General features: G+C 70.6%; 16 protein-coding genes and 1 pseudogene. 10 read left to right on the top strand and 7 right to left on the bottom strand.

All coding sequences use genetic code 11. The features are described from left to right. Positions 1 to 59 precede the first annotated feature (59 nt). The 3 genes and pseudogenes from AB0N27_RS27540 to AB0N27_RS27550 form a co-directional block, all read left to right on the top strand. Positions 60 to 1,088 (top strand): glycoside hydrolase family 11 protein, encoded by a 1,029-nt coding sequence (locus AB0N27_RS27540; RefSeq protein WP_364375781.1) that lies wholly within the window; start codon positions 60 to 62, stop codon positions 1,086 to 1,088. Between the two features lie 209 nt (positions 1,089 to 1,297). Then, positions 1,298 to 1,705, top strand: a complete 408-nt coding sequence (locus AB0N27_RS27545) for a YciI family protein (RefSeq protein ID WP_364375784.1) — start codon at positions 1,298 to 1,300, stop codon at positions 1,703 to 1,705. Between the two features lie 8 nt (positions 1,706 to 1,713). After that, positions 1,714 to 2,844: pseudogene (locus tag AB0N27_RS27550) on the top strand (DUF6596 domain-containing protein); the annotation flags it as partial. Positions 2,845 to 2,909: 65 nt separating this feature from the next. Here AB0N27_RS27550 and AB0N27_RS27555 read toward each other — a convergent pair. Further along, a complete protein-coding gene (locus AB0N27_RS27555; RefSeq protein WP_364375786.1) occupies positions 2,910 to 3,572 on the bottom strand; it encodes a response regulator transcription factor in 663 nt (220 codons plus the stop codon). Continuing rightward, complete coding sequence (locus AB0N27_RS27560) at positions 3,569 to 4,711, bottom strand: sensor histidine kinase (RefSeq protein ID WP_364375789.1); 1,143 nt, start codon at positions 4,709 to 4,711, stop codon at positions 3,569 to 3,571. The genes AB0N27_RS27555 and AB0N27_RS27560 overlap by 4 nt, the downstream gene beginning before the upstream one ends. 193 nt (positions 4,712 to 4,904) lie before the next feature. On the opposite strand from AB0N27_RS27560, the gene AB0N27_RS27565 reads away from it, so the two are divergent. Continuing rightward, positions 4,905 to 5,417: a DUF1772 domain-containing protein gene (locus AB0N27_RS27565; protein WP_364375792.1), complete on the top strand. Its 513-nt coding sequence runs from the start codon at positions 4,905 to 4,907 to the stop codon at positions 5,415 to 5,417. Positions 5,418 to 5,456: 39 nt separating this feature from the next. On the opposite strand, the gene AB0N27_RS27570 is transcribed toward AB0N27_RS27565, so the two are convergent. From AB0N27_RS27570 to AB0N27_RS27590, 5 genes are all read right to left on the bottom strand, one after another. Beyond that, the gene (locus tag AB0N27_RS27570; protein WP_364375795.1) at positions 5,457 to 5,915 is read right to left on the bottom strand and encodes a hypothetical protein; all 459 of its coding nucleotides are present in this window, start codon (positions 5,913 to 5,915) and stop codon (positions 5,457 to 5,459) included. 49 nt (positions 5,916 to 5,964) lie between these two features. Continuing rightward, the gene (locus AB0N27_RS27575; protein WP_364375798.1) at positions 5,965 to 6,558 is read right to left on the bottom strand and encodes a hypothetical protein; all 594 of its coding nucleotides are present in this window, start codon (positions 6,556 to 6,558) and stop codon (positions 5,965 to 5,967) included. Positions 6,559 to 6,631: 73 nt separating this feature from the next. After that, a complete protein-coding gene (locus AB0N27_RS27580) occupies positions 6,632 to 7,162 on the bottom strand; it encodes a matrixin family metalloprotease (protein WP_364375801.1) in 531 nt (176 codons plus the stop codon). Positions 7,163 to 7,384: 222 nt separating this feature from the next. Then, a complete protein-coding gene (locus tag AB0N27_RS27585; protein ID WP_364375804.1) occupies positions 7,385 to 7,603 on the bottom strand; it encodes a VanZ family protein in 219 nt (72 codons plus the stop codon). Positions 7,604 to 7,620: 17 nt separating this feature from the next. Further along, positions 7,621 to 8,799 (bottom strand): aminotransferase class I/II-fold pyridoxal phosphate-dependent enzyme, encoded by a 1,179-nt coding sequence (locus AB0N27_RS27590; protein ID WP_364375807.1) that lies wholly within the window; start codon positions 8,797 to 8,799, stop codon positions 7,621 to 7,623. 200 nt (positions 8,800 to 8,999) lie between these two features. On the opposite strand from AB0N27_RS27590, the gene AB0N27_RS27595 reads away from it, so the two are divergent. The 6 genes from AB0N27_RS27595 to pflA all read left to right on the top strand — a co-directional run bounded on the left by AB0N27_RS27595 (position 9,000) and on the right by pflA (position 18,193). Next, positions 9,000 to 10,847, top strand: a complete 1,848-nt coding sequence (locus AB0N27_RS27595) for a glycoside hydrolase family 15 protein (protein ID WP_364376067.1) — start codon at positions 9,000 to 9,002, stop codon at positions 10,845 to 10,847. Positions 10,848 to 10,964: 117 nt separating this feature from the next. Beyond that, positions 10,965 to 11,519: a hypothetical protein gene (locus AB0N27_RS27600; RefSeq protein WP_364375810.1), complete on the top strand. Its 555-nt coding sequence runs from the start codon at positions 10,965 to 10,967 to the stop codon at positions 11,517 to 11,519. 217 nt (positions 11,520 to 11,736) lie between these two features. Further along, positions 11,737 to 12,480 (top strand): alpha/beta hydrolase, encoded by a 744-nt coding sequence (locus AB0N27_RS27605; RefSeq protein ID WP_364375813.1) that lies wholly within the window; start codon positions 11,737 to 11,739, stop codon positions 12,478 to 12,480. A gap of 197 nt (positions 12,481 to 12,677) precedes the next feature. Beyond that, positions 12,678 to 15,053, top strand: a complete 2,376-nt coding sequence (locus AB0N27_RS27610; protein ID WP_364376070.1) for a phosphoketolase family protein — start codon at positions 12,678 to 12,680, stop codon at positions 15,051 to 15,053. A gap of 153 nt (positions 15,054 to 15,206) precedes the next feature. Next, positions 15,207 to 17,444: a formate C-acetyltransferase gene (pflB, locus tag AB0N27_RS27615; protein WP_364375815.1), complete on the top strand. Its 2,238-nt coding sequence runs from the start codon at positions 15,207 to 15,209 to the stop codon at positions 17,442 to 17,444. Next, positions 17,444 to 18,193, top strand: coding sequence for a pyruvate formate-lyase-activating protein (gene pflA / locus AB0N27_RS27620; RefSeq protein ID WP_364375818.1), 750 nt, complete (start codon positions 17,444 to 17,446; stop codon positions 18,191 to 18,193). The genes pflB and pflA overlap by 1 nt, the downstream gene beginning before the upstream one ends. The last annotated feature ends 223 nt before the right edge of the window (positions 18,194 to 18,416 follow it).

Genomic DNA, 18,416 nt, shown 5'->3' on the forward strand with positions numbered 1-18,416 from the left:
ACGCCGGGTGATCGTCCCCCGGTCACCGGCAGCGTGCCGCCACGAGGAGGAACAGGTTCATGACCGACACCAACCACACCCCCGCCAGACCGGGGAGGCGCGGCCGCCTACGGCTGCTCCTCGGCGCCGCCTGCGCCGCCGTCCTGGCCGTCGCCGGCACGATGACGGCCACCAACGCGTACGCCGAGGCCGACCGGACCCTCACGTCGAACCTGGTCGGCACCCACAACGGGTACTACTTCTCGTTCTGGAAGGACAGCGGCAACGCCAGCATGACGCTGCGTGCCGACGGTCGCTACTCCAGCAGCTGGGACCGGAGCACCAACAACTGGGTCGGCGGCAAGGGTTGGGCCACCGGCAACCGACGGACCGTCAGCTACTCGGGCTCCTACAACCCGGGGAACAACAACACCTACCTCGCCCTGTACGGATGGACGCGCAACCCGCTCATCGAGTACTACGTGGTGGAGAACTTCGGTAGCTACAACCCGAGCAGCGGCGCGCAGCGACTGGGTACGGTCACCACCGACGGCGGCACCTACGACATCCTCCGCAGTCAGCGGGTCAACGCGCCCTGCATCGACGGCGACCGCTGCACCTTCTACCAGTACTGGAGTGTGCGCCAGCAGAAGCGCAGCAGCGGCACCATCACCACCGCCAACCACTTCGACGCCTGGGCCCGCGCCGGCCTGAACCTCGGCAGCCACAGCTACCAGATCATGGCCACCGAGGGCTACCAGAGCCAGGGCAGCTCGGACATCACCGTCTGGGAAGGTGGCGGCGGCACCCCGACCACCCCGCCCACCACCGGCAACCCGGGGACCGGCAACTGCACCGCGACGATCTCCGCCGGTCAGCAGTGGGGTGACCGGTTCAACCTGAACGTGGCGGTCAGCGGCACCAACAACTGGGTGGTCAGCCTCGGTCTCGGCGGCGGGCAGAGCATCCAGAACAGTTGGAACGCCTCGGTCAGCGGCACCTCCGGCACCGTCACCGCGAGACCGAACGGCAACGGCAACAACTTCGGGATCACGGTCATGGCCAACGGCAACTGGACCTGGCCGACCGTCACCTGCAGTACCGGCTGACGTCGACCATCTCCTGACACCACCCTCTGGCGTGGCGGCCCCGGCCGCCACGCCAGAGCCGTCGTCGCCGCCCGCACCCTCAGGCGCCTCCGCGCGTGGCAAAAAAATCCGCGATACGGCAGAGCACCATGTCGAGAACGCGTGGCCGGCTCCGTCCCCGGTGTGAGAGCGACCATGATGGGTCGCAGTCGCACCGAGGAGATCTGACCATGGCGAAGTACCTGCTGCTCAAGCACTACCGGGGCGGTCCGGCGGCCGTCAACGACGTACCGATGGACAAGTGGACGCCCGAGGAGATCTCGGCGCACATCCAGTACATGCACGATTTCGCGGCCCGGCTGGAGCAGACCGGCGAGTACGTCGACGGCCAGGCCCTCGCCCCCGAGGGGACGTTCGTCAGGTACGACGGCGAGGGCAACCCGCCTGTCACCGACGGGCCGTTCGCCGAGACCAAGGACCTGATCGCCGGCTGGATGGTGATCGACGTGGACAGTTACGAGCGGGCCGTCGAGCTGGCCGGTGAGCTGTCGGCCGCCCCCGGGGCCGGCGGGAAGCCGATCCACGAGTGGCTGGAGCTGCGGCCCTTCCTCACCGAGCCGCCCACCATCACGGAATGACCGCTCAGTTGGACGAGGCTCTGCTGCGGAGCCTCACGCCGGGCGTCCTCGGGGTCCTCGTCCGCCGCGGAGTCGACTTCGCGGCGGCCGAGGACGCCGTGCAGGACGCGCTTGTTGAGGCGGTCCGCGTCTGGCCGGCCGACCCACCACGGGATCCGAAGGGCTGGCTGGTCACCGTGGCGTGGCGGCGGTTCCTCGACACGACCCGCGCGGACGTCGCCAGGCGACGACGCGAGGACCTCGTCGACGAGGAACCGCCGCCCGGGCCCACGCCCTCGGTGGACGACACGCTCCAGCTCTACTTCCTGTGCGCGCACCCGTCGCTGACGCCGTCGTCCGCGGTCGCGCTCACCCTGCGTGCCGTCGGCGGGCTCACCACCCGCCAGATCGCGCACGCCTACCTGGTGCCCGAGGCGACGATGGCGCAGCGCATCAGCCGGGCCAAGCGCACCGTCTCCGGCGTGCGGTTCGACAAGCCCGGCGACGTCGCCACGGTGCTGCGCGTGCTGTACCTGGTCTTCAACGAGGGCTACTCAGGTGACGTCGACCTCGCCGCCGAGGCCATCCGGATCACCAGGCAACTCGCGGCCGTGATCGACCATCCGGAGGTGGCGGGGCTGCTCGCCCTCATGCTGCTGCACCACGCCCGGCGCGCCAGCCGCACCGCGCCCGACGGCAGCCTCGTCCCGCTCGCCGAGCAGGACCGCGGCCGGTGGGACACCACCTCGATCGCCGAGGGCGTCCGGATCCTGCAGGCGGCGCTCGCCCGCGACCGGCTGGGCGAGTTCCAGGCCCAGGCCGCCATCGCGGCGCTGCACGCCGACGCGCCCACCGCCGAGGAGACCGACTGGGTGCAGATCGTCGAGTGGTACGACGAACTCACGCGCCTGACCGACAGCCCCGTCGTCCGGCTCAACCGGGCGGTGGCGGTCGGCGAGGCCGACGGGCCGCGCGCCGGGCTGGCGGCGCTCGCCGCGCTCGACGACTCGCTGCCCCGCCACACGGCGGTCGCCGCGTACCTGCACGAGCGCGACGGCGACCCGGCCACGGCGGCACGGTTGTACGTGGAGGCGGCCCGCCGGGCATCCAACCTCGCCGAGCGCGACCACCTGACCCGGCAGGCCGCCCGGCTCAACGCGGGCGCTGACCGGGCCGGGCCGCGCGCCGACACCGAGCGGTCCGGACGCCTCACGGCCCCTGCGGCTCAGCCGTCGCCCGGGCGGACCAGCCCGCTCTCGTAGGCGATGACCACGAGCTGGGCCCGGTCGCGGGCGTTCAGCTTGTGCAGCAGGCGACTCACGTACGTGCGGGCGGTGTCCGGGCTGAGGTGCAGGGCGGCGCCGATCTCCACATTCGACCGCCCGGCGCCCACCTGGGCGAGGACGTCGCGTTCGCGGCCGGTGAGCCCGGCCAGCCGCGCCGGGTCGGCAACCGGCGAGCGTGCCGCCGCGGCGAGCACCCGCCGGGTGACGGCCGGCGACAGCAACGCGTCCCCACCGGCCACCACGCGTACGGCGTCCCGCAGGGCGTCGGGCGGGGTGTCCTTGAGCAGGAAACCGGAGGCACCGGCGCGGATCGCCTCGAAGAGGTACTCGTCGTCGTCGAATGTGGTCAGCATGACCACCCGCACGTCCGCCAGCACCGGGTCGGCGAGGATCCGCCGGGTCGCCTCGATGCCGTCGCCGCCGGGCATCCGGACGTCCATCAGGACCAGGTCGGGCCGCTGCTCGCGAACCACCGACACGCCGGTCCCGCCGTCGCCTGCCTCGCCGACCACAGTGATGTCCTCGGCGCGCTCCAGCAGCGCGCGGAGTCCGGTGCGCACCAGGTGCTGGTCGTCGACGAGGACGACACGTACGGCGCTCATGCGACGGGCCCGGCCAGCGGCAGGCGGACGGCGACCCGGAAACCGCCACCCTCGGCGTCGCCGGCGTCGACGGTCCCGCCGAGCAGGGCGACCCGCTCCGACATGCCCCGCAGCCCCTGACCGCGCTCGACGCCGTCGGTGCCCGCCCCACGGCCGTCGTCGACCACGTCCAGCGCCAGTGCCGTCGCGGTGGCCCGGACCGTCACCGCGACGCGTGTGGCACGCGCGTGACGTACCACGTTTGTCAGCGCCTCCTGCACGATCCGGTAGACGGTGCTGCCCACCACCGTGGGCAACGCGTCGACGGGCCCGTCGACGCGCAGGTCGACAGTCAGTCCACCGCGGCGGACACCGTCGACGAGCGTCTCCAGCTGGGCGAAGCCCGGGACCGGCGCGCGCGGCCCGGCGCGGCGCAGCGTGCCCAGCGTCGCGCGCAGCTCGGCCATCGCACTGCCGCTCACCGAGTGGATCGCCGCCAGGGCGGTCTCGACCTGACCGGGCTCGGCGTCGGCGAGGGCCTCCCGCGCCACCGCCGACTGCAGGGTGATCACCGACATCGTGTGCCCCAGTGTGTCGTGCAGCTCCCGGGCGATCCGCAGCCGCTCCGCCTCGACCTGGAGGGCGGCCTCGCGACGACGCTCCTCCTGCGCCGCTGCCGCCTGGCGCAGCAGGGCCGCCCGCAACGAACGCCTGTTGCGCACGGCGTCACCAAGCGTGATCACGGCGAGCATCAACGCCGCCTCGGTGCCGAGTTCGGCCCCGATCACGACGGAGATGTCGTCCCCCTCGATGAGCCGGGCGGCCACCGACACGACAAGCAGACTCCCGCCGACGGCGGCGGCGGGGACCACCCGGCCCCGCTGGGCGGCCACGTAGAGAACCGCGGCGGCCGGTCCGGCCAGACCGATCGGCGGCAGGTCCAGCGCGTAGTAGCAGAGGATGCCGGCGGCCGTGGCCAGCAGCGCGGCGACAGGCCAACGCCGGGCCGCCAGCAGGAGCGCCGCCCACCCGACGCCGAACACGTAGGCGAACGCCGCGCGGGCGGGCGCCGCGTCGTCGGTCACCACCGCTGCCGTGATCAGCACCAGGATGGCCACGGCGAGCAGCGCCTCGGTCCGGGTGGGTGAGGTGGCCTGCACGTGCGTGAGCCTAAGTCGGCGCGGGGCCGGGCCGCTGCCGTCCGCAGGCATCACCCCGGCGCCGGCACGTACGCCGAGAAGCGACAACAGCTCGCGCGTCCGCGCGGCAGACGGTCCCCCTCGGCCGACCTAGCGTCGACGGCGACAACACAGACCGTGTCCCCGAGGGGACCGACCGAGGAGAAGTGCCCACGTGTCCCGTACCAAACTGACGTGGATCGTCCTGATCGTGCTCGTCTGGACGGCGATGATGTCCTTTGGTGGGGTCGCCGCCGAGACCGTCATGCTCTACCCGAACATCTTCGGCGACGCGCCCGCGTCACTGGACCGGGCCCGTGAGTTCCTCGTCGCGGGCGGCCCGAGCGACTACTTCCCGCCGCTTGGCGCCACAGTCGTGCTGAGCAGCCTCGCCGCGATCGCGCTCACCTGGCGCAACCGGCGGCTGCGCTGGTTCGTCGCCGCCGCCGCGGCGGCCTTCATCATCTGCGAGTTCCTGTTCTCCGCCGTCTTCTTCTGGCCGCGCAACGAAATCATGTTCGTCGACCCGGTCGGCACGCACTCCCCCGAGTACCTGCGTCAGGTCGCCCGGGAGTTCGTCGCCGGCCACTGGGTACGCCTTGTCGGGGGCGCGGTGACCTCCGCGCTGGCGTTCACCGCCCTGCTGCGCTTCGCCTGGGAGACCGCGCCGGAGCGGCCCGGGCGGTGAGCTGGACACCGGCCACCGGCGCGCGTCGCCCCGCCCGGCTCAGTCGCAGCCGAGTGTCTGCGTCGTGCGCGGCCAGGCCTCCACCCGCTGCGAACGCGGGTAGACCACGTACGCGAGGTTGTCGGCGTCGCTCGGCGCCAACCACAGCTGCTGCCCGTCCGGGCCTGTGTAGTCGGTGGTACGGGCGTCGGCGGGCAACTCGGCGCGCGGGACGTAGCTGGCGCGTACCTCAGCACCGAGCTGACCCGCGGGATCCCTGACGTACTGCCGGTTCGCCGGTTCGCCGGTCTGCCCGGTCAGGGGCCACCGGACGTGCAGGAAGGTCAGGTCCTGCCACCCGCAGTGCGCCGAACCGGCGTACGACTCGACGGCCTTGTCCTGGTCGGTGCCGTTGCTCCAGTACGCGACCTCGGCGTCGCCCGACCCGCAGGCCGTGACGACGAGCGTGGCGCCCGCCAGCGCGCAGAGGGGGAACCACCGGGATCTGACGTCGAACATGTGGCCCCCCTCCGCGGGTGAGCTGTCAGGTCACCGACTCGCGTACCCGCTACTTCCGGGCCAACGTAGCAAGCTCGGCGACCGACGTGGTGATCCCGTTTCCGGGCAGCGAGCGCAACCCGTCACCGGACTCGACCGGGTACTGCGCCTGCACCGGATTCAGCAGCGAGGCCGGCTGGTCGGGGTACGTCTCCAGAAAGAGCGTGTACTGGCCGTTCTCCCGCAGCGGCACGCCGTGCTCCTCGGTGTAGGTCACCCCGTCCAGCTTGCCGCCCAACTGCTTGACCTGCACGACGTCACCCGGCTTGACGGCCCCCTTGAAGACCCGGGAGACCTTCACCGTACGGACGGTCACGACCATCCCCTCCCGGCGCTCCGCCTCCACCGGCGCCGGCAGCGTCTGCCCCGGCGGCGCCGCCTGCACCAGGCGGACGACCCGCTGGGCGGACTCGACATGCCCCTGCACCACCACGCTCGCCCCGGCGTACAGCTCACCGGCTGTGGCGTACGACGGATAGTCGGCGCGGTACAGGACGTTCTGCGGGTGGGGGGCGTCGCCGTGATCGGCGTTCGCGGAGCACGCGGTGGCCGCCGCCGCCAGCAACAGCGCGCCGACGGCGCGGACGATCAGTGGTGTCCTCATTCGAAACTCCTGTCCAGGTCGATGACTGTGAACTGCTGGTCCCGGTCTGTACGGCGTGGTCGGGGCCGTCGGCCTAGTAGTAGGCGTTGACGTCCGCCACGTCGTGGGACTGCGGAGCGGTCATCGAGTTTCGATTGCGGCTGTGATTCATGATCGATGCGGACAGGTCGTTGTGCGCGAGGTTCAACGCGTGACCCAGTTCGTGCACCACCACACTTGTCACGAAATTGCTGAAGTTGCTGGCGTCCCGGTTGATCGTCCGGGAGTTCACGCGTACGTACATGCAGCTCGATCCGCACGCCTGGTAGTAGCCGTACCACGTGTCGCTGTACGACGTCACCGTCAGCGTGGAGCTGGACAGCGTGTCCTTGTAGAAGTACGCGGGACTGGCGGTGCCGTTCCAGTTCGAGAGGGAACGGTCAAGGGGCGCCATCCAGGTGTTGTTGTAGTTGTACGGGTAGATGCTGATGTACGCGTTGAGCTGGCCCGTGCCGTTCCAGTGGGCGAGGGCTGGGGCCGGCACTGCCTGGGCAGCGACGAGCGCCGCGGCCAGCGCGGCGGCGGCAAGTGACGAGCGTCGGGCGGAAGGTCGGCGGAAGGGCACAGGCGTCTCCTCATCGTGGGCTTCGAACGCGTGGGCTTCGAACGCGATGGAGGCGCGTGAGCGTGCAACACACGGCATGCATCCAGCTCCCCCGTTGAGCCGTTCTGCGAATGGTGCGGTGCTGATGGAGTTCGTCGCCGGATGGTCGGACGGCCGTCGTTGTGCCGTGTTCGGATGATGTGCTTCCGGCGTGCCGCCAGCCTATCGGCAGATAGGCGTCCGTCAATAGGCCGTTCGGTGCCACCGGTGGCGTGACGCGAGCGCGGCCAGTCCTGCGCCGGCGGCGTTGAGCAGCACATCGTCCACACAGGACACGCGGTCCAGGCTCAGGGCGTACTGCGCGGTCTCGACGAGGATCGAGCAGGCCGCCGCGAGCGCCAGGATCCGCGGCACCGACGCCAGCGCCGCGAACCGCTGCGGCGCTAGGTACCCCAGGCTCACACCGCCCCGCCCGCTGCTCAGGCGACGGCGGCGGCCATCCGGCGTACCGCCTCGGTGATCAGCTCCGGTGCGGTCGCCAGATTCAGCCGGACGTGACCGGCGCCGCCGGTGCCGAAGGCCGAACCAGAGTTGAGCGCCACCCGCCCACGGTCGAGGAACACGGCGGCGGGATCGTCGCCGAGGCCCAGGGCGCGGCAGTCGAGCCAGGCGAGATAGGTGGCCTGGCCGGGCCGGTACCCGATGGCCGGCAGGTGCTCGGCGAGCAGCGCGGCCAAGAGCCGGCGGTTGTCGTCCAGGCCGGTCAACAGGGCGTCGAGCCACTCCCCGCCGTCGCGGAAGGCCGCCGTGTGGGCGATGACGCCGAGATGACTGGTGCTCACACTCGCCTCGAACGGCACGCGGGCGAGGTCCCCGGCCGCGGCCGGACCGGCGATGAGGAGCCCGCCGCGCAGGCCGGCCAGGTTCCATCCCTTGGAGGCGGACATCAGCGACAGGCCGTTCTCCGCTCCGGGCACCGAGAGGTACGGCGTGAAGCGCGCTCCCCCGGCCACCACCGGAGCGTGGATCTCGTCGGCGACCACCCGCACCCCGTGCCGCCCGGCCAGATCGGCGACGGCTGCCAGCTCGTCGGAGGTGTGGATGACACCTGTCGGGTTGTGCGGGCTGCACAGCAGGTACGCCGCCGGCCGCCCACCGGCCCGCGCGCCGCGGAAGGCGACCTCCAGGGCGTCCAGGTCGATCCGCAGGTCACCGCCGAGCGGGGCCTCCACGATCCGGCGGCCGGCGTGCGCCACGAACTCGTAGAACGGCGGGTAGACCGGGCAGTTGACGACCACCGCGTCCCCCGGACCGGTGACCACCCGCAGCGCCTCGACGACACCGTGCATCACGTCGGGCACCAACGCGGTGCGCTCCACGGCCAAGCCGTCCCAGCCCCACCGCCGCCTGGCGAACTCCGCCAGCGCCCGCGGGTACGCCGTACCTGCGGTGTAGCCGGTGTCGCCGCGAGCGACGGCGTCGGTGATCGCCCGGGCGACCGGCTCGGCCAACGGCACGTCCATCTCCGCCACCCAGAGCGGCAGCACGTCGTCCGGGTACTCCCGCCACTTGAGGCTGGTCCGTTGACGGAGCTGGTCGAGCGTGAGCTGGCGAAGGGGATTGACCGTGTCTCGGGCACCGCTGAGCACACCACTCATGACCGAAGCCTATTGCGCGCGGCACCGACCGCGCGGCGCCGGGTGCGGTGCCCGACGCTCGATGCTCCTGATCAACAGAGTGAGTAGCTGTTGACCACCCGTCGAGGCACGCGACAGGGTGGCGGAACGTGAATCCCACATAACTCGACAATTCTCCACCTATGTTCGATGCGCAGGACGCAGCCGAACCGGGGAGAGACGTGGACAGCTATCCGGCGATCGAGGATCACGGACTCATCGGCGACCTGCAGACCGCCGCGCTGGTGACGTGTGACGGGACTGTCGACTGGTTCTGCGCGCCGCGCTTCGACTCGCCGAGCATCTTCGCCTCGCTGCTGGACAAGGAGAAGGGCGGCTTCTTCCGCATCTCACCGCACGACGTCCACTACGTCACCAAGCAGCTCTACCTCCCCGGTACACCCATCCTGATCACCCGGTTCATCAGTGCCGACGGCGTGGCCGAGGTGATGGACTTCATGCCGGTCACCGGCGAACGGGCCACCGACTCGCACCGCCTCGTCCGCATGGTCACCATGGTCCGGGGCACCATGCGATTCCGGGTGGAGTGCCGGCCGCGGTTCGACTACGCCCGCGAAGAGCATCAGCTGGAGCGCCACCCCAACGGCTACGTCTTTCGCAGCCGGTCGGCGACGATGACGTTCAACCCCGTCGACCCCGTGCGGCGGCTGCTCGCCGAACGCGGCGACGTCCGCCTCGAGGGTGGCGACCTCGTCGCGTACGGCACCCTGAACGAGGGCGACACCGGCGGCGTGGTCCTGGAGACGGCCGGCACCGAGCCACGGATCTTCCCGCCGGAGGAGATCCAGGGCATGTTCGAGTGGACCAGGGACTACTGGCGGCGCTGGCTCGAACGCTCCCGCTACACGGGTCGCTGGCGGGAGATGGTCGAGCGCTCCGCCATCACGCTGAAGCTCATGACGTACGCGCCGACCGGCGCGATGATCGCCGCACCCACCGCCGCGCTGCCCGAACTGGTGGGCGGGACCCGCAACTGGGACTACCGCTACACCTGGGTACGGGACACGTCGTTCTCGGTGCACGCGCTGCTCGGCCTCGGGTTCACCGAGGAGGTCAGCCGGTACATGGACTGGCTGGACGAGCGGATCCGCGAGGCCAGCGCCCACCAGGACCCGCTGAAGATCATGTACCGGGTGGACGGCTCCTCCGACCTGCACGAGGAGGTTCTCGATCACCTGGAGGGCTACCGGGGCTCCCGGCCGGTCCGGATCGGCAACGGCGCCGCCGACCAGATCCAGCTCGACATCCACGGCGAGGCGCTGTACGCCATGCACCTCGCCGACGAGCAGGGCATCCGCGTGTCGCACCAGGTGTGGAAGAGCACCGTGCGCCTGATCGACTGGCTCTGCCACAACTGGGACCAGCGCGACGCCGGCATCTGGGAGAGCCGGCACCACCCCCGCAACTACACGTTCGGGCGGGTGATGTCCTGGGTGGCGCTGGACCGGGCCATCCGCCTGGCCACCCGCACCGGCCGCCCCGGGGACCTGACCTGCTGGACCGAACAACGCAACCGGATCTACAACCAGGTCATGGAGCGCGGGTACGACAGGGGCCGCGGCACCTTCGTGCAGGCGTACGACGAGGCGGTGCTGGACGCGGCGTTGCTCGCCATGCCGGCGTTCGGTTTCGTCACGCCGAGCGACCCCCTGTGGCAGTCCACCCTCACGGCGATCGAACGCGAACTGGTCTCCGACAGCCTGGTCCACAGGTACGACCCGGTCCACTCCCCCGACGGCCTGCCCGGCCACGAGGGCACCTTCAACATGTGCACGTTCTGGTACGTCGAGGCGTTGGCCCGGGCCGGCCGGCTCGACGACGCCCGACTCACGTTCGAGAAGATGTTCACCTTCAGCAACCACCTCGGCCTGTACGCCGAGGAGATCGCCGCGACCGGGGAGCAGATCGGCAACTACCCCCAGGCGTTCAGCCACCTGTCGTTGATCAATTCGGCGCTGACGCTCAACGACCTGCTCGACGCCGAGGCCGACTCCCACCGCCGCCGTTAGCGCAGGCGGTGGCCCTCGCCGTCGGGCCGGCGTTGGGAAGTCCTTGACGCGCCCACATCCATCACGCATCGTCGATCTGCATCGACAGTCTCGAATGTGTTGACACGGGGAGGACGCATGAAGGCCCTCGTCACCGCCGCCTCGGTCGCGGCCCTGCTGCTCGTGAGCACCGGCGGCGCGTCGTACGGCCGGCCCGCGGCCGACGCGCCCTGCGCCGGGCAGATCCACCCCAACCCCGGGTTCGAGCGCGGCACCACCGGCTGGACCGCCGGCCCCCGCATCGTCGTGTTGGGCGACGCGACCCGGCCCGCGCACACCGGCCGCGCGTACGCCAGCTTCGCGGGCCTGGACGTGACCCACAGCGACCTGCTGCGCACCACCGTCACGGTGCCTGCCGACTGCGACCTGACGGTCCGTTTCTGGGTCCGGACCATCACCACGGAGACCAGCCGCAGCGACTACCTGAACGTCGGCCTGGCGGTCACCGGGATACCCCCGAAGACCAGGTTCTCGCTGGCCTTCGACGGCGGGGCGCAGTGGCGGCAGTACAGCATGTCGACGGGGACGGCGACGACCGAACGCACCGCGACGGCCAGCTTCTTCGCCAGCGAGACGGCCGGCAACGGCGCCACCGCCTTCGACGTCGACGATGTGACCTTCACACTGAGCTGACCGGCACACCGCTGGACCACCCCACCGCGGCGCGACCTCGGCCGTCCCGGTGGTCTCCCCAGGTTGCTCCACCCCGCTCGACGCAGTGGAGCATCCGGTCATCCTGCTGCACGATACGGCTGTGGCATCGATTTACCGGACTCCTGCCGGCAGGGACAGCGTTCGCCAGTGGTGCGTGGATCAGCTGGATTCCTGGCCGGTTCAGCACAGTCGCCGTGTGATCCGTGCGCAGGATGAGGACACACATGTCGTCACCGCAGGCGCGAGCCCAGCCACAGTCGTCCTCGTCGCTGGTGACCGCTTCAGCACAGCCGCCTACCTGCCACTGCTCACGGCCCTGGCTCGGCGTTACCTGGTGGTCGGCGCCGACGTCCCCGGCCAACCCGGGCTCAGCGCCGGTGCGGCGGGTACGGCAGGTGGCCGGCTCGGCTGGTACGGCTCGTGGCTGGACGAGGTCGTCGAGGAGGCCACCGCCGGGCCGGTGGTCGTCTTCGGGCATTCGTTCGGCGGGGCTGTCGCGCTCACCGCGGATCATCCCCGGATCCGGGGCAGGGTAGCCGTGGCCCCGGGAGGACTCTGCCGGCTCAGGATCACCCCCCGTGTCCTGCTCGCATTCCTGGGCTGGTTGGCGCGGCCCGGAACCGCCTCGAGTCTCCGGTTGCTGCGCCTCCTGTCCGCCTCCGGCCGAATGCCCCGCGCCGACCTGGTGGAGTGGATGACCCTTGTCGCCCGGCACACCCGTCCGGTGAGTTCGGACGATCTCGTACCGGAGTCGCGTCGCACGGTGCCCACCGTGATCGCGGGCGGAGACCAGGACGTGTTCCTGCCGCCGGCCCGGCTGCGCTCGGGGGCACGACAGCGGATCCACGTCGACGCTGACATCGTTCACGCTGCCGGCCACCTCCTCACCGACGAACACCCCGATCGTCTCGCCGCGCTGGTCGGTCGGCTCGTCACCTGACCCGCGCTGGTCGCCCGGCAGGGCAGCGGATTGCCGGCATCGGCTCACCGCGACAGCGGCCGGAGTACCGGGTCGAAAGTCCCTCGGTGGACGGCTTCCGGACCTTGGCCGGCGTCTTCGGCTGGACCTAACGTGACCGTGACAAGCCGAGATCTGTGAAAGGAGCCACCGTGACCGCGGTCGTATCCGAACCCCGCATGCTCGCCGAGCTCGACGACACCGACATCGCCGGTCTGGACGCGTGGTGGCGGGCGAACAACTACCTGACCATCGGACAGATCTACCTACAGGGCAATCCGCTTCTCCGCGAACCCCTGTCGGCCGAGCACATCAAGCCGCGCCTGCTCGGTCACTGGGGAACCAGCCCCGGCCTGTCGCTGATCTACGCGCACGCCTCCCGGCTGATCCGGCACACCGGTCAGCAGGCGATCTACCTGGCCGGCCCCGGCCACGGCGGCCCGGCACTGGTGGCCGCCGGCTACCTGGAGGGCACCTACAGCGAGATCTACCCGCAGGTCAGCCAGGACGAGGCCGGGATGCTGCGGCTGTTCCGGCAGTTCTCCAGCCCGGGCGGCATCCCGTCGCACGTGTCGGTGACCACCCCCGGCTCCATCCACGAGGGCGGCGAGCTGGGCTACGTCCTGGTCCACGCGTTCGGCGCGGTCATGGACAACCCGGACCTGCTGGCCATCGCGGTGGTGGGCGACGGTGAGGCCGAGACCGGGCCCCTGGAGGGCTCCTGGAAGGGCGTGTCCTTCCTCAACCCCGAGCGCGACGGCGCGGTCCTGCCGATCCTGCACCTCAACGACGCCAAGATCTCCGGTCCCACCGTGCTGGGGCGCAAGGATCCCGAGGAGGTACGCAACCTGCTGCGTGGCCACGGCTACGACGTCATCGAGGTCGAGGGCTCCGACCTGCCCGGCATGCACCACCGCTTCGCCGCCGCCCTCGCCACCGCCTGGACGAGGATCCGCGACATCCAGACCGCCGCCCGCGACGGTTCCTGGGACGGCACCCGCCCGACCTGGCCGCTGATCGTCCTGCGGTCACCGAAAGGCTGGACCGGGCCGGACTCCGTCGACGGGATCACCGTCACCGGAACCTGGCGGTCACACCAGGTCCCGCTGTCCGGCGTCAAGGACAACCCGGAGCATCTCGCGCTTCTGGAGAGCTGGCTCAGGTCGTACCGTCCGGAGGAGCTGTTCGATTCCAGCGGCGCGCCCGTGGCGCTGGTCCGGGACCAGGCCCCCGACGGTGACCTGCGGATGAGCGCCAGCCCGCACGCCAACGGCGGGAGACTGACCCGGGATCTGGACCTGCCGGACTTCCGTGCCTACGCGGTCGACGTGCCCCGGCCCGCGCAGCGGCGGGCCGAGTCGACGCGCAAGCTTGGCGAGATGGTGCGGGACATCTACACCCGCAACCCCGACCGGTTCCGATTGTTCTGTCCCGACGAGACGAACAGCAACCGGCTCGGTTCCGTCTTCGAGGTCTCTGACCGTGCCTTCATGGAACGGGTGACGCCGGAGGACGTGGCGATCAGCCGCGCCGGCCGGGTCATGGAGGTGCTCAGCGAGCACAACTGCCACGGATGGCTGGAGGGCTACAACCTGACCGGCCGGCACGGCATGTTCGCCACGTACGAGGCGTTCGCCATGGTCAGCGCCTCGCAGACCGTGCAGCACGGCAAGTGGTTGCAGGAGGCCAAGCACCTGCCCTGGCGCGAGAAGGTGCCGAGCCTCAACGTGCTGCTCACCTCGACGGCGTGGCGCAACGACCACAACGGCTTCTCCCACCAGGGGCCGGGCCTGATCCAGGTGGTGCTCACCCAGCGCGGCGACGTCGCCCGGGTCTACCTGCCGCCGGACGCCAACACCCTGCTGTCGGTGGCCGACCACTGCTTCCGGTCGCGGTCGTACATCAACCTGATCGTCATCGACAAGCAGCCGCAGCTGCAGTACCTCTCGATGGACGAGGCGGTCGAGCACTGCGCCCGCGGCGCGGGTGTCTGGGACTGGGCGGGCACCGACGACGGCACCAGCGACCCCGACATCGTCCTCGCCTGCGCCGGCGACGTCGTCACCATGGAGACTCTCGCGGCGGCGCAGATCCTGCGCGACCGACTGCCCGGCTTCAAGGTCCGCGTGGTCAACGTGGTCGACCTGATGACGCTGGTCCGGCCCAAGGACCACCCGCACGGCATGAGCGAGACCCTGTTCACCGAGCTGTTCACCGACACCGTCGACGTGGTGTTCTCCTTCCACGGCTACCCCGGCGCGATCCACCAACTCGTGCACGGCCGCCCGGACGCGGACCGGTTCCGTGTCCGCGGCTTCATCGAACAGGGCACGACTACCACCCCGTTCGACATGACGGTGCGCAACAGGGCGTCGCGGTACCACCTCGTGATGGACGCCATCAACAACGCCAAGCGCCTCCCGCGCGGAGCGGCGGACCTGAAGGCATGGTGCCAGAGTCAGCTCGACCGCCACGAGACGTACGTGGTGGAGCACCTGGAGGACATGCCCGAGGTCCGCGACTGGGCACTCGGCGACTGGGCCGAACGCGGCTGAGACCGAGCTGGACCTGGCACGCGCACCTGGCTCGCCCAGCAGAAGATCGCACACGCACCCGCAGGTCCCGGACGGTCCCGACCCGTCCGGGACCTCTGGCCCTGAACCGCGAGTGCTCGCTCGGCAAGGCTGGGAGGAGACGAAGGAGGGGCAATGGTCACCACATCCCACGAAGCCTGGCGCGGGTTCCGCGGCACCGGCTGGCGCGAGACGGTCGACGTCGGCGGGTTCATCCACGACAACGTCGAGCCGTACACCGGTGGGCCGGAGTTCCTGACCGGGCCGACGCCCCGTACCGAGCGGATCTGGGGCCAGCTTCAGCACTTGTTCGTCGAGGAGAGCCGTCGCGGGGTCCACGACGTGGACGTCCACACCCCGTCCACGATCACCTCGCACGAGCCGGGCTACCTCGACCAGGACCATGAGCTGATCGTGGGCCTGCAGACCAGCGCACCGCTGCGCCGCGCGATCATGCCGAACGGTGGGCTGCGGATGGTGGAGGCCGGGCTCAAGGCGTACGGCTTCACCCTCGACCCGGCCGTGCGAACGATCTTCAGCCGGTACCGCAAGACGCACAACGACGGTGTCTTCGACGCCTACCCGGCCGACGTGAAGGCCGCCCGCCGTTCGCACATCATCACCGGCCTGCCGGACGCGTACGGTCGTGGCCGGATCATCGGCGACTACCGGCGCGTCGCGCTGTACGGCGTGGACCGCCTGATCGCCGAGCGACAGGCGCTCAAGGCGTCGCTCGACGCCCACCTGTCGTCGGAGTACGTGATCCGCGACCGTGAGGAGTTGGCCGAGCAGATCCGGGCGCTGGCGGAGCTGCGACTGATGGCCAGCGGGTACGGCTGCGACATCTCCGGCCCGGCGGGCACCGGCCGCGAGGCGATCCAGTGGTTGTACTTCGCCTACCTGGCGGCCACCAAGGAGCAGAACGGCGCGGCGATGTCGCTGGGCCGGACCGCCACGTTCGTCGACGTCTACCTTCAGCGCGACATCGCCGAGGGCCTGCTCACCGAGCGGGAGGCGCAGGAGCTGGTCGACGACTTCGTCATCAAGCTGCGGATCATCCGGTTCCTGCGGACGCCCGAGTACGACCAGTTGTTCTCCGGCGACCCGACCTGGGTGACCGAGGCGCTCGGGGGGATCGGCTGCGACAGCCGCCCGCTTGTCACCCGCACGAGCTTCCGCTACCTGCAGACCCTGTACAACCTGGGTCCGGCCCCGGAGCCGAACCTGACCGTGTTGTGGTCGCCCGCGCTGCCCGAGGGGTTCAAGCTGTTCTGCGCCCAGGTCTCGATCGACACGAGCGCCATCCAGTACGAGAACGACGACCTGATCAGGCAGGCCTACAGTGACGACACCGCCATCGCCTGCTGCGTGTCGGCGATGCGGGTGGGCAAGGACATGCAGTTCTTCGGCGCCCGCGCCAACCTCGCCAAGGCCCTGTTGTACGCGATCAACGGCGGCCGCGACGAGATGACCGGCGAGCAGGTATTCGTCGCCGAGCCGATCACCGCCGACGTGCTCGACTACGACGAGGTCCTGGCCGCGTACGACCGGACGCTGGACTGGCTGGCGGAGACCTACGTCGACGCCCTCAACGTCATCCACTACATGCACGACAGGTACGCCTACGAACGCCTCGAGATGGCCCTGCACGACTACCCCGTGCACCGCTTCCTCGCCACCGGCATCGCCGGCCTGTCGGTCACGGTGGACAGCCTGAGCGCCATCAGGCACGCCCACGTCAAGGTGCTGCGCGACGAGAACGGTCTGGCCGTCGACTACGCCGTGGACGGCGACTTCCCCGCCTTCGGCAACAACGACGACCGCGCCGACGCGATCGCCGTCGACCTGGTCGAACGGTTCATGGCCAAGATCCGGCGGCAGCCCACCTACCGGGGCGCCGAGCCTTCGCTCTCGGTTCTCACGATCACCTCGAACGTGGTCTACGGCAAGCACACGGGCAACACACCCGACGGGCGGCGCACCGGCGAGCCGTTCGCGCCCGGCGCGAACCCGATGAACGGCCGCGACAAGCACGGCATGGTCGCCGCCGCGCTGTCGGTCGCCAAGCTGCCGTACCGCAGCGCGCGTGACGGGATCTCGCTGACCATCACCGTCACCCCGGACGGCCTCGGCCACGCCCGCGACGAGCGGATCACCAACCTCGCCGGAGTGCTCGACGGCTACACCGACGGCGGCGGTTTCCACATGAACGTCAACGTGCTGAACCGGGCGACGCTCGAGGACGCCATGGCCCACCCGGAGCGGTACCCGCAGCTGACCGTGCGGGTCTCCGGGTACGCGGTGAACTTCGTCAAGCTCACCCCCGAGCAGCAGCGCGACGTCATCTCCCGGACCTTCCACGGGTCGCTGTGATGACCGTCGTCACGGCGCCGGTGACCGGCTCGCTCCACTCCTTCGACATCTCCACCGGAGTGGACGGGCCGGGCACCCGGTTCGTCGCGTTCCTGGCCGGCTGCCCGCTGCGCTGCCTCTACTGCCACAGCCCCGACACCCAGTACCGCCGTTACGGCAGGCCCACCTCGGTCGACGACCTGCTCACCGAGATCCGGCGCTACGAACGCTTCCTGAAGATCGCCCACGGCGGCGTCACAGTCAGCGGCGGCGAACCGCTGCAACAGCCCGAATTCACCCGTGAGGTGCTGCGCCGCTGCAAGGACCTGCGGCTGCACACCGCCCTGGACACCAGCGGCCTGCTCGGCGAGCGCGCCGACGACGCCCTGCTGGACGCCACCGACCTGGTTCTGCTCGACATCAAATCCGGCGACCCGGGCACCTACCGGACCGTGACCCGCACCGGGCGGCTGGCTCCGACCGTGCGGTTCGCGCACCGCCTGGCCGACCGGGGCACGCCGATCTGGGTCCGTTTTGTCCTCGTGCCCGGCCTCACCGACGACCCGTTGAACGTCGACGCCGTCGCGTCCATCGCGGCAGGCGTGCCCACCGTCGAACGCGTCGAGGTACTGCCCTTCCACCGGCTCGGTGCCCAGAAGTACGCCGCCCTCGGCCTGCCGTTCCCGCTGGCGGAGACGCCGCCGCCGGATGAGGCGCTGCTGCGTCGGGTCCGTGGCCAGTTCCGCGATCACGGGTTGACCGTCTACTGACCGCCCACCGGCGCGTCGAACGAGACGGCCCACAGCCGCTGCTGGACGGCCACCTCGTACGACTCGGGGCGGCCAGACCGGAACGACAGACGGCGGCCGAACCCGAATCCACGCTGATGGTCATCGATGTTGCCAGAGCGGGTCCAACCGTGTTGGAATGGCTCACATCGCCGCGGCGCGGGGGCAACCGCGCTGGGAACGGCAAGCACGGGAGCATCACAGC

It is taken from the genome of Micromonospora sp. NPDC093244, assembly GCF_040683695.1.
GTDB lineage: Bacteria > Actinomycetota > Actinomycetes > Mycobacteriales > Micromonosporaceae > Micromonospora.

Excerpts from the sequence above, each read along its gene's own strand:
- AB0N27_RS27540 (WP_364375781.1), top strand. The coding sequence starts at position 60 with ATGACCGACACCAACCACACCCCCGCCAGACCGGGGAGGCGCGGCCGC.
- AB0N27_RS27545 (WP_364375784.1), top strand. The coding sequence starts at position 1,298 with ATGGCGAAGTACCTGCTGCTCAAGCACTACCGGGGCGGTCCGGCGGCC.
- AB0N27_RS27555 (WP_364375786.1), bottom strand. The coding sequence starts at position 3,572 with ATGAGCGCCGTACGTGTCGTCCTCGTCGACGACCAGCACCTGGTGCGC.
- AB0N27_RS27570 (WP_364375795.1), bottom strand. The coding sequence starts at position 5,915 with ATGTTCGACGTCAGATCCCGGTGGTTCCCCCTCTGCGCGCTGGCGGGC.
- AB0N27_RS27575 (WP_364375798.1), bottom strand. The coding sequence starts at position 6,558 with ATGAGGACACCACTGATCGTCCGCGCCGTCGGCGCGCTGTTGCTGGCG.
- AB0N27_RS27590 (WP_364375807.1), bottom strand. The coding sequence starts at position 8,799 with ATGAGTGGTGTGCTCAGCGGTGCCCGAGACACGGTCAATCCCCTTCGC.
- AB0N27_RS27600 (WP_364375810.1), top strand. The coding sequence starts at position 10,965 with ATGAAGGCCCTCGTCACCGCCGCCTCGGTCGCGGCCCTGCTGCTCGTG.
- AB0N27_RS27610 (WP_364376070.1), top strand. The coding sequence starts at position 12,678 with ATGCTCGCCGAGCTCGACGACACCGACATCGCCGGTCTGGACGCGTGG.
- pflB (WP_364375815.1), top strand. The coding sequence starts at position 15,207 with ATGGTCACCACATCCCACGAAGCCTGGCGCGGGTTCCGCGGCACCGGC.
- pflA (WP_364375818.1), top strand. The coding sequence starts at position 17,444 with ATGACCGTCGTCACGGCGCCGGTGACCGGCTCGCTCCACTCCTTCGAC.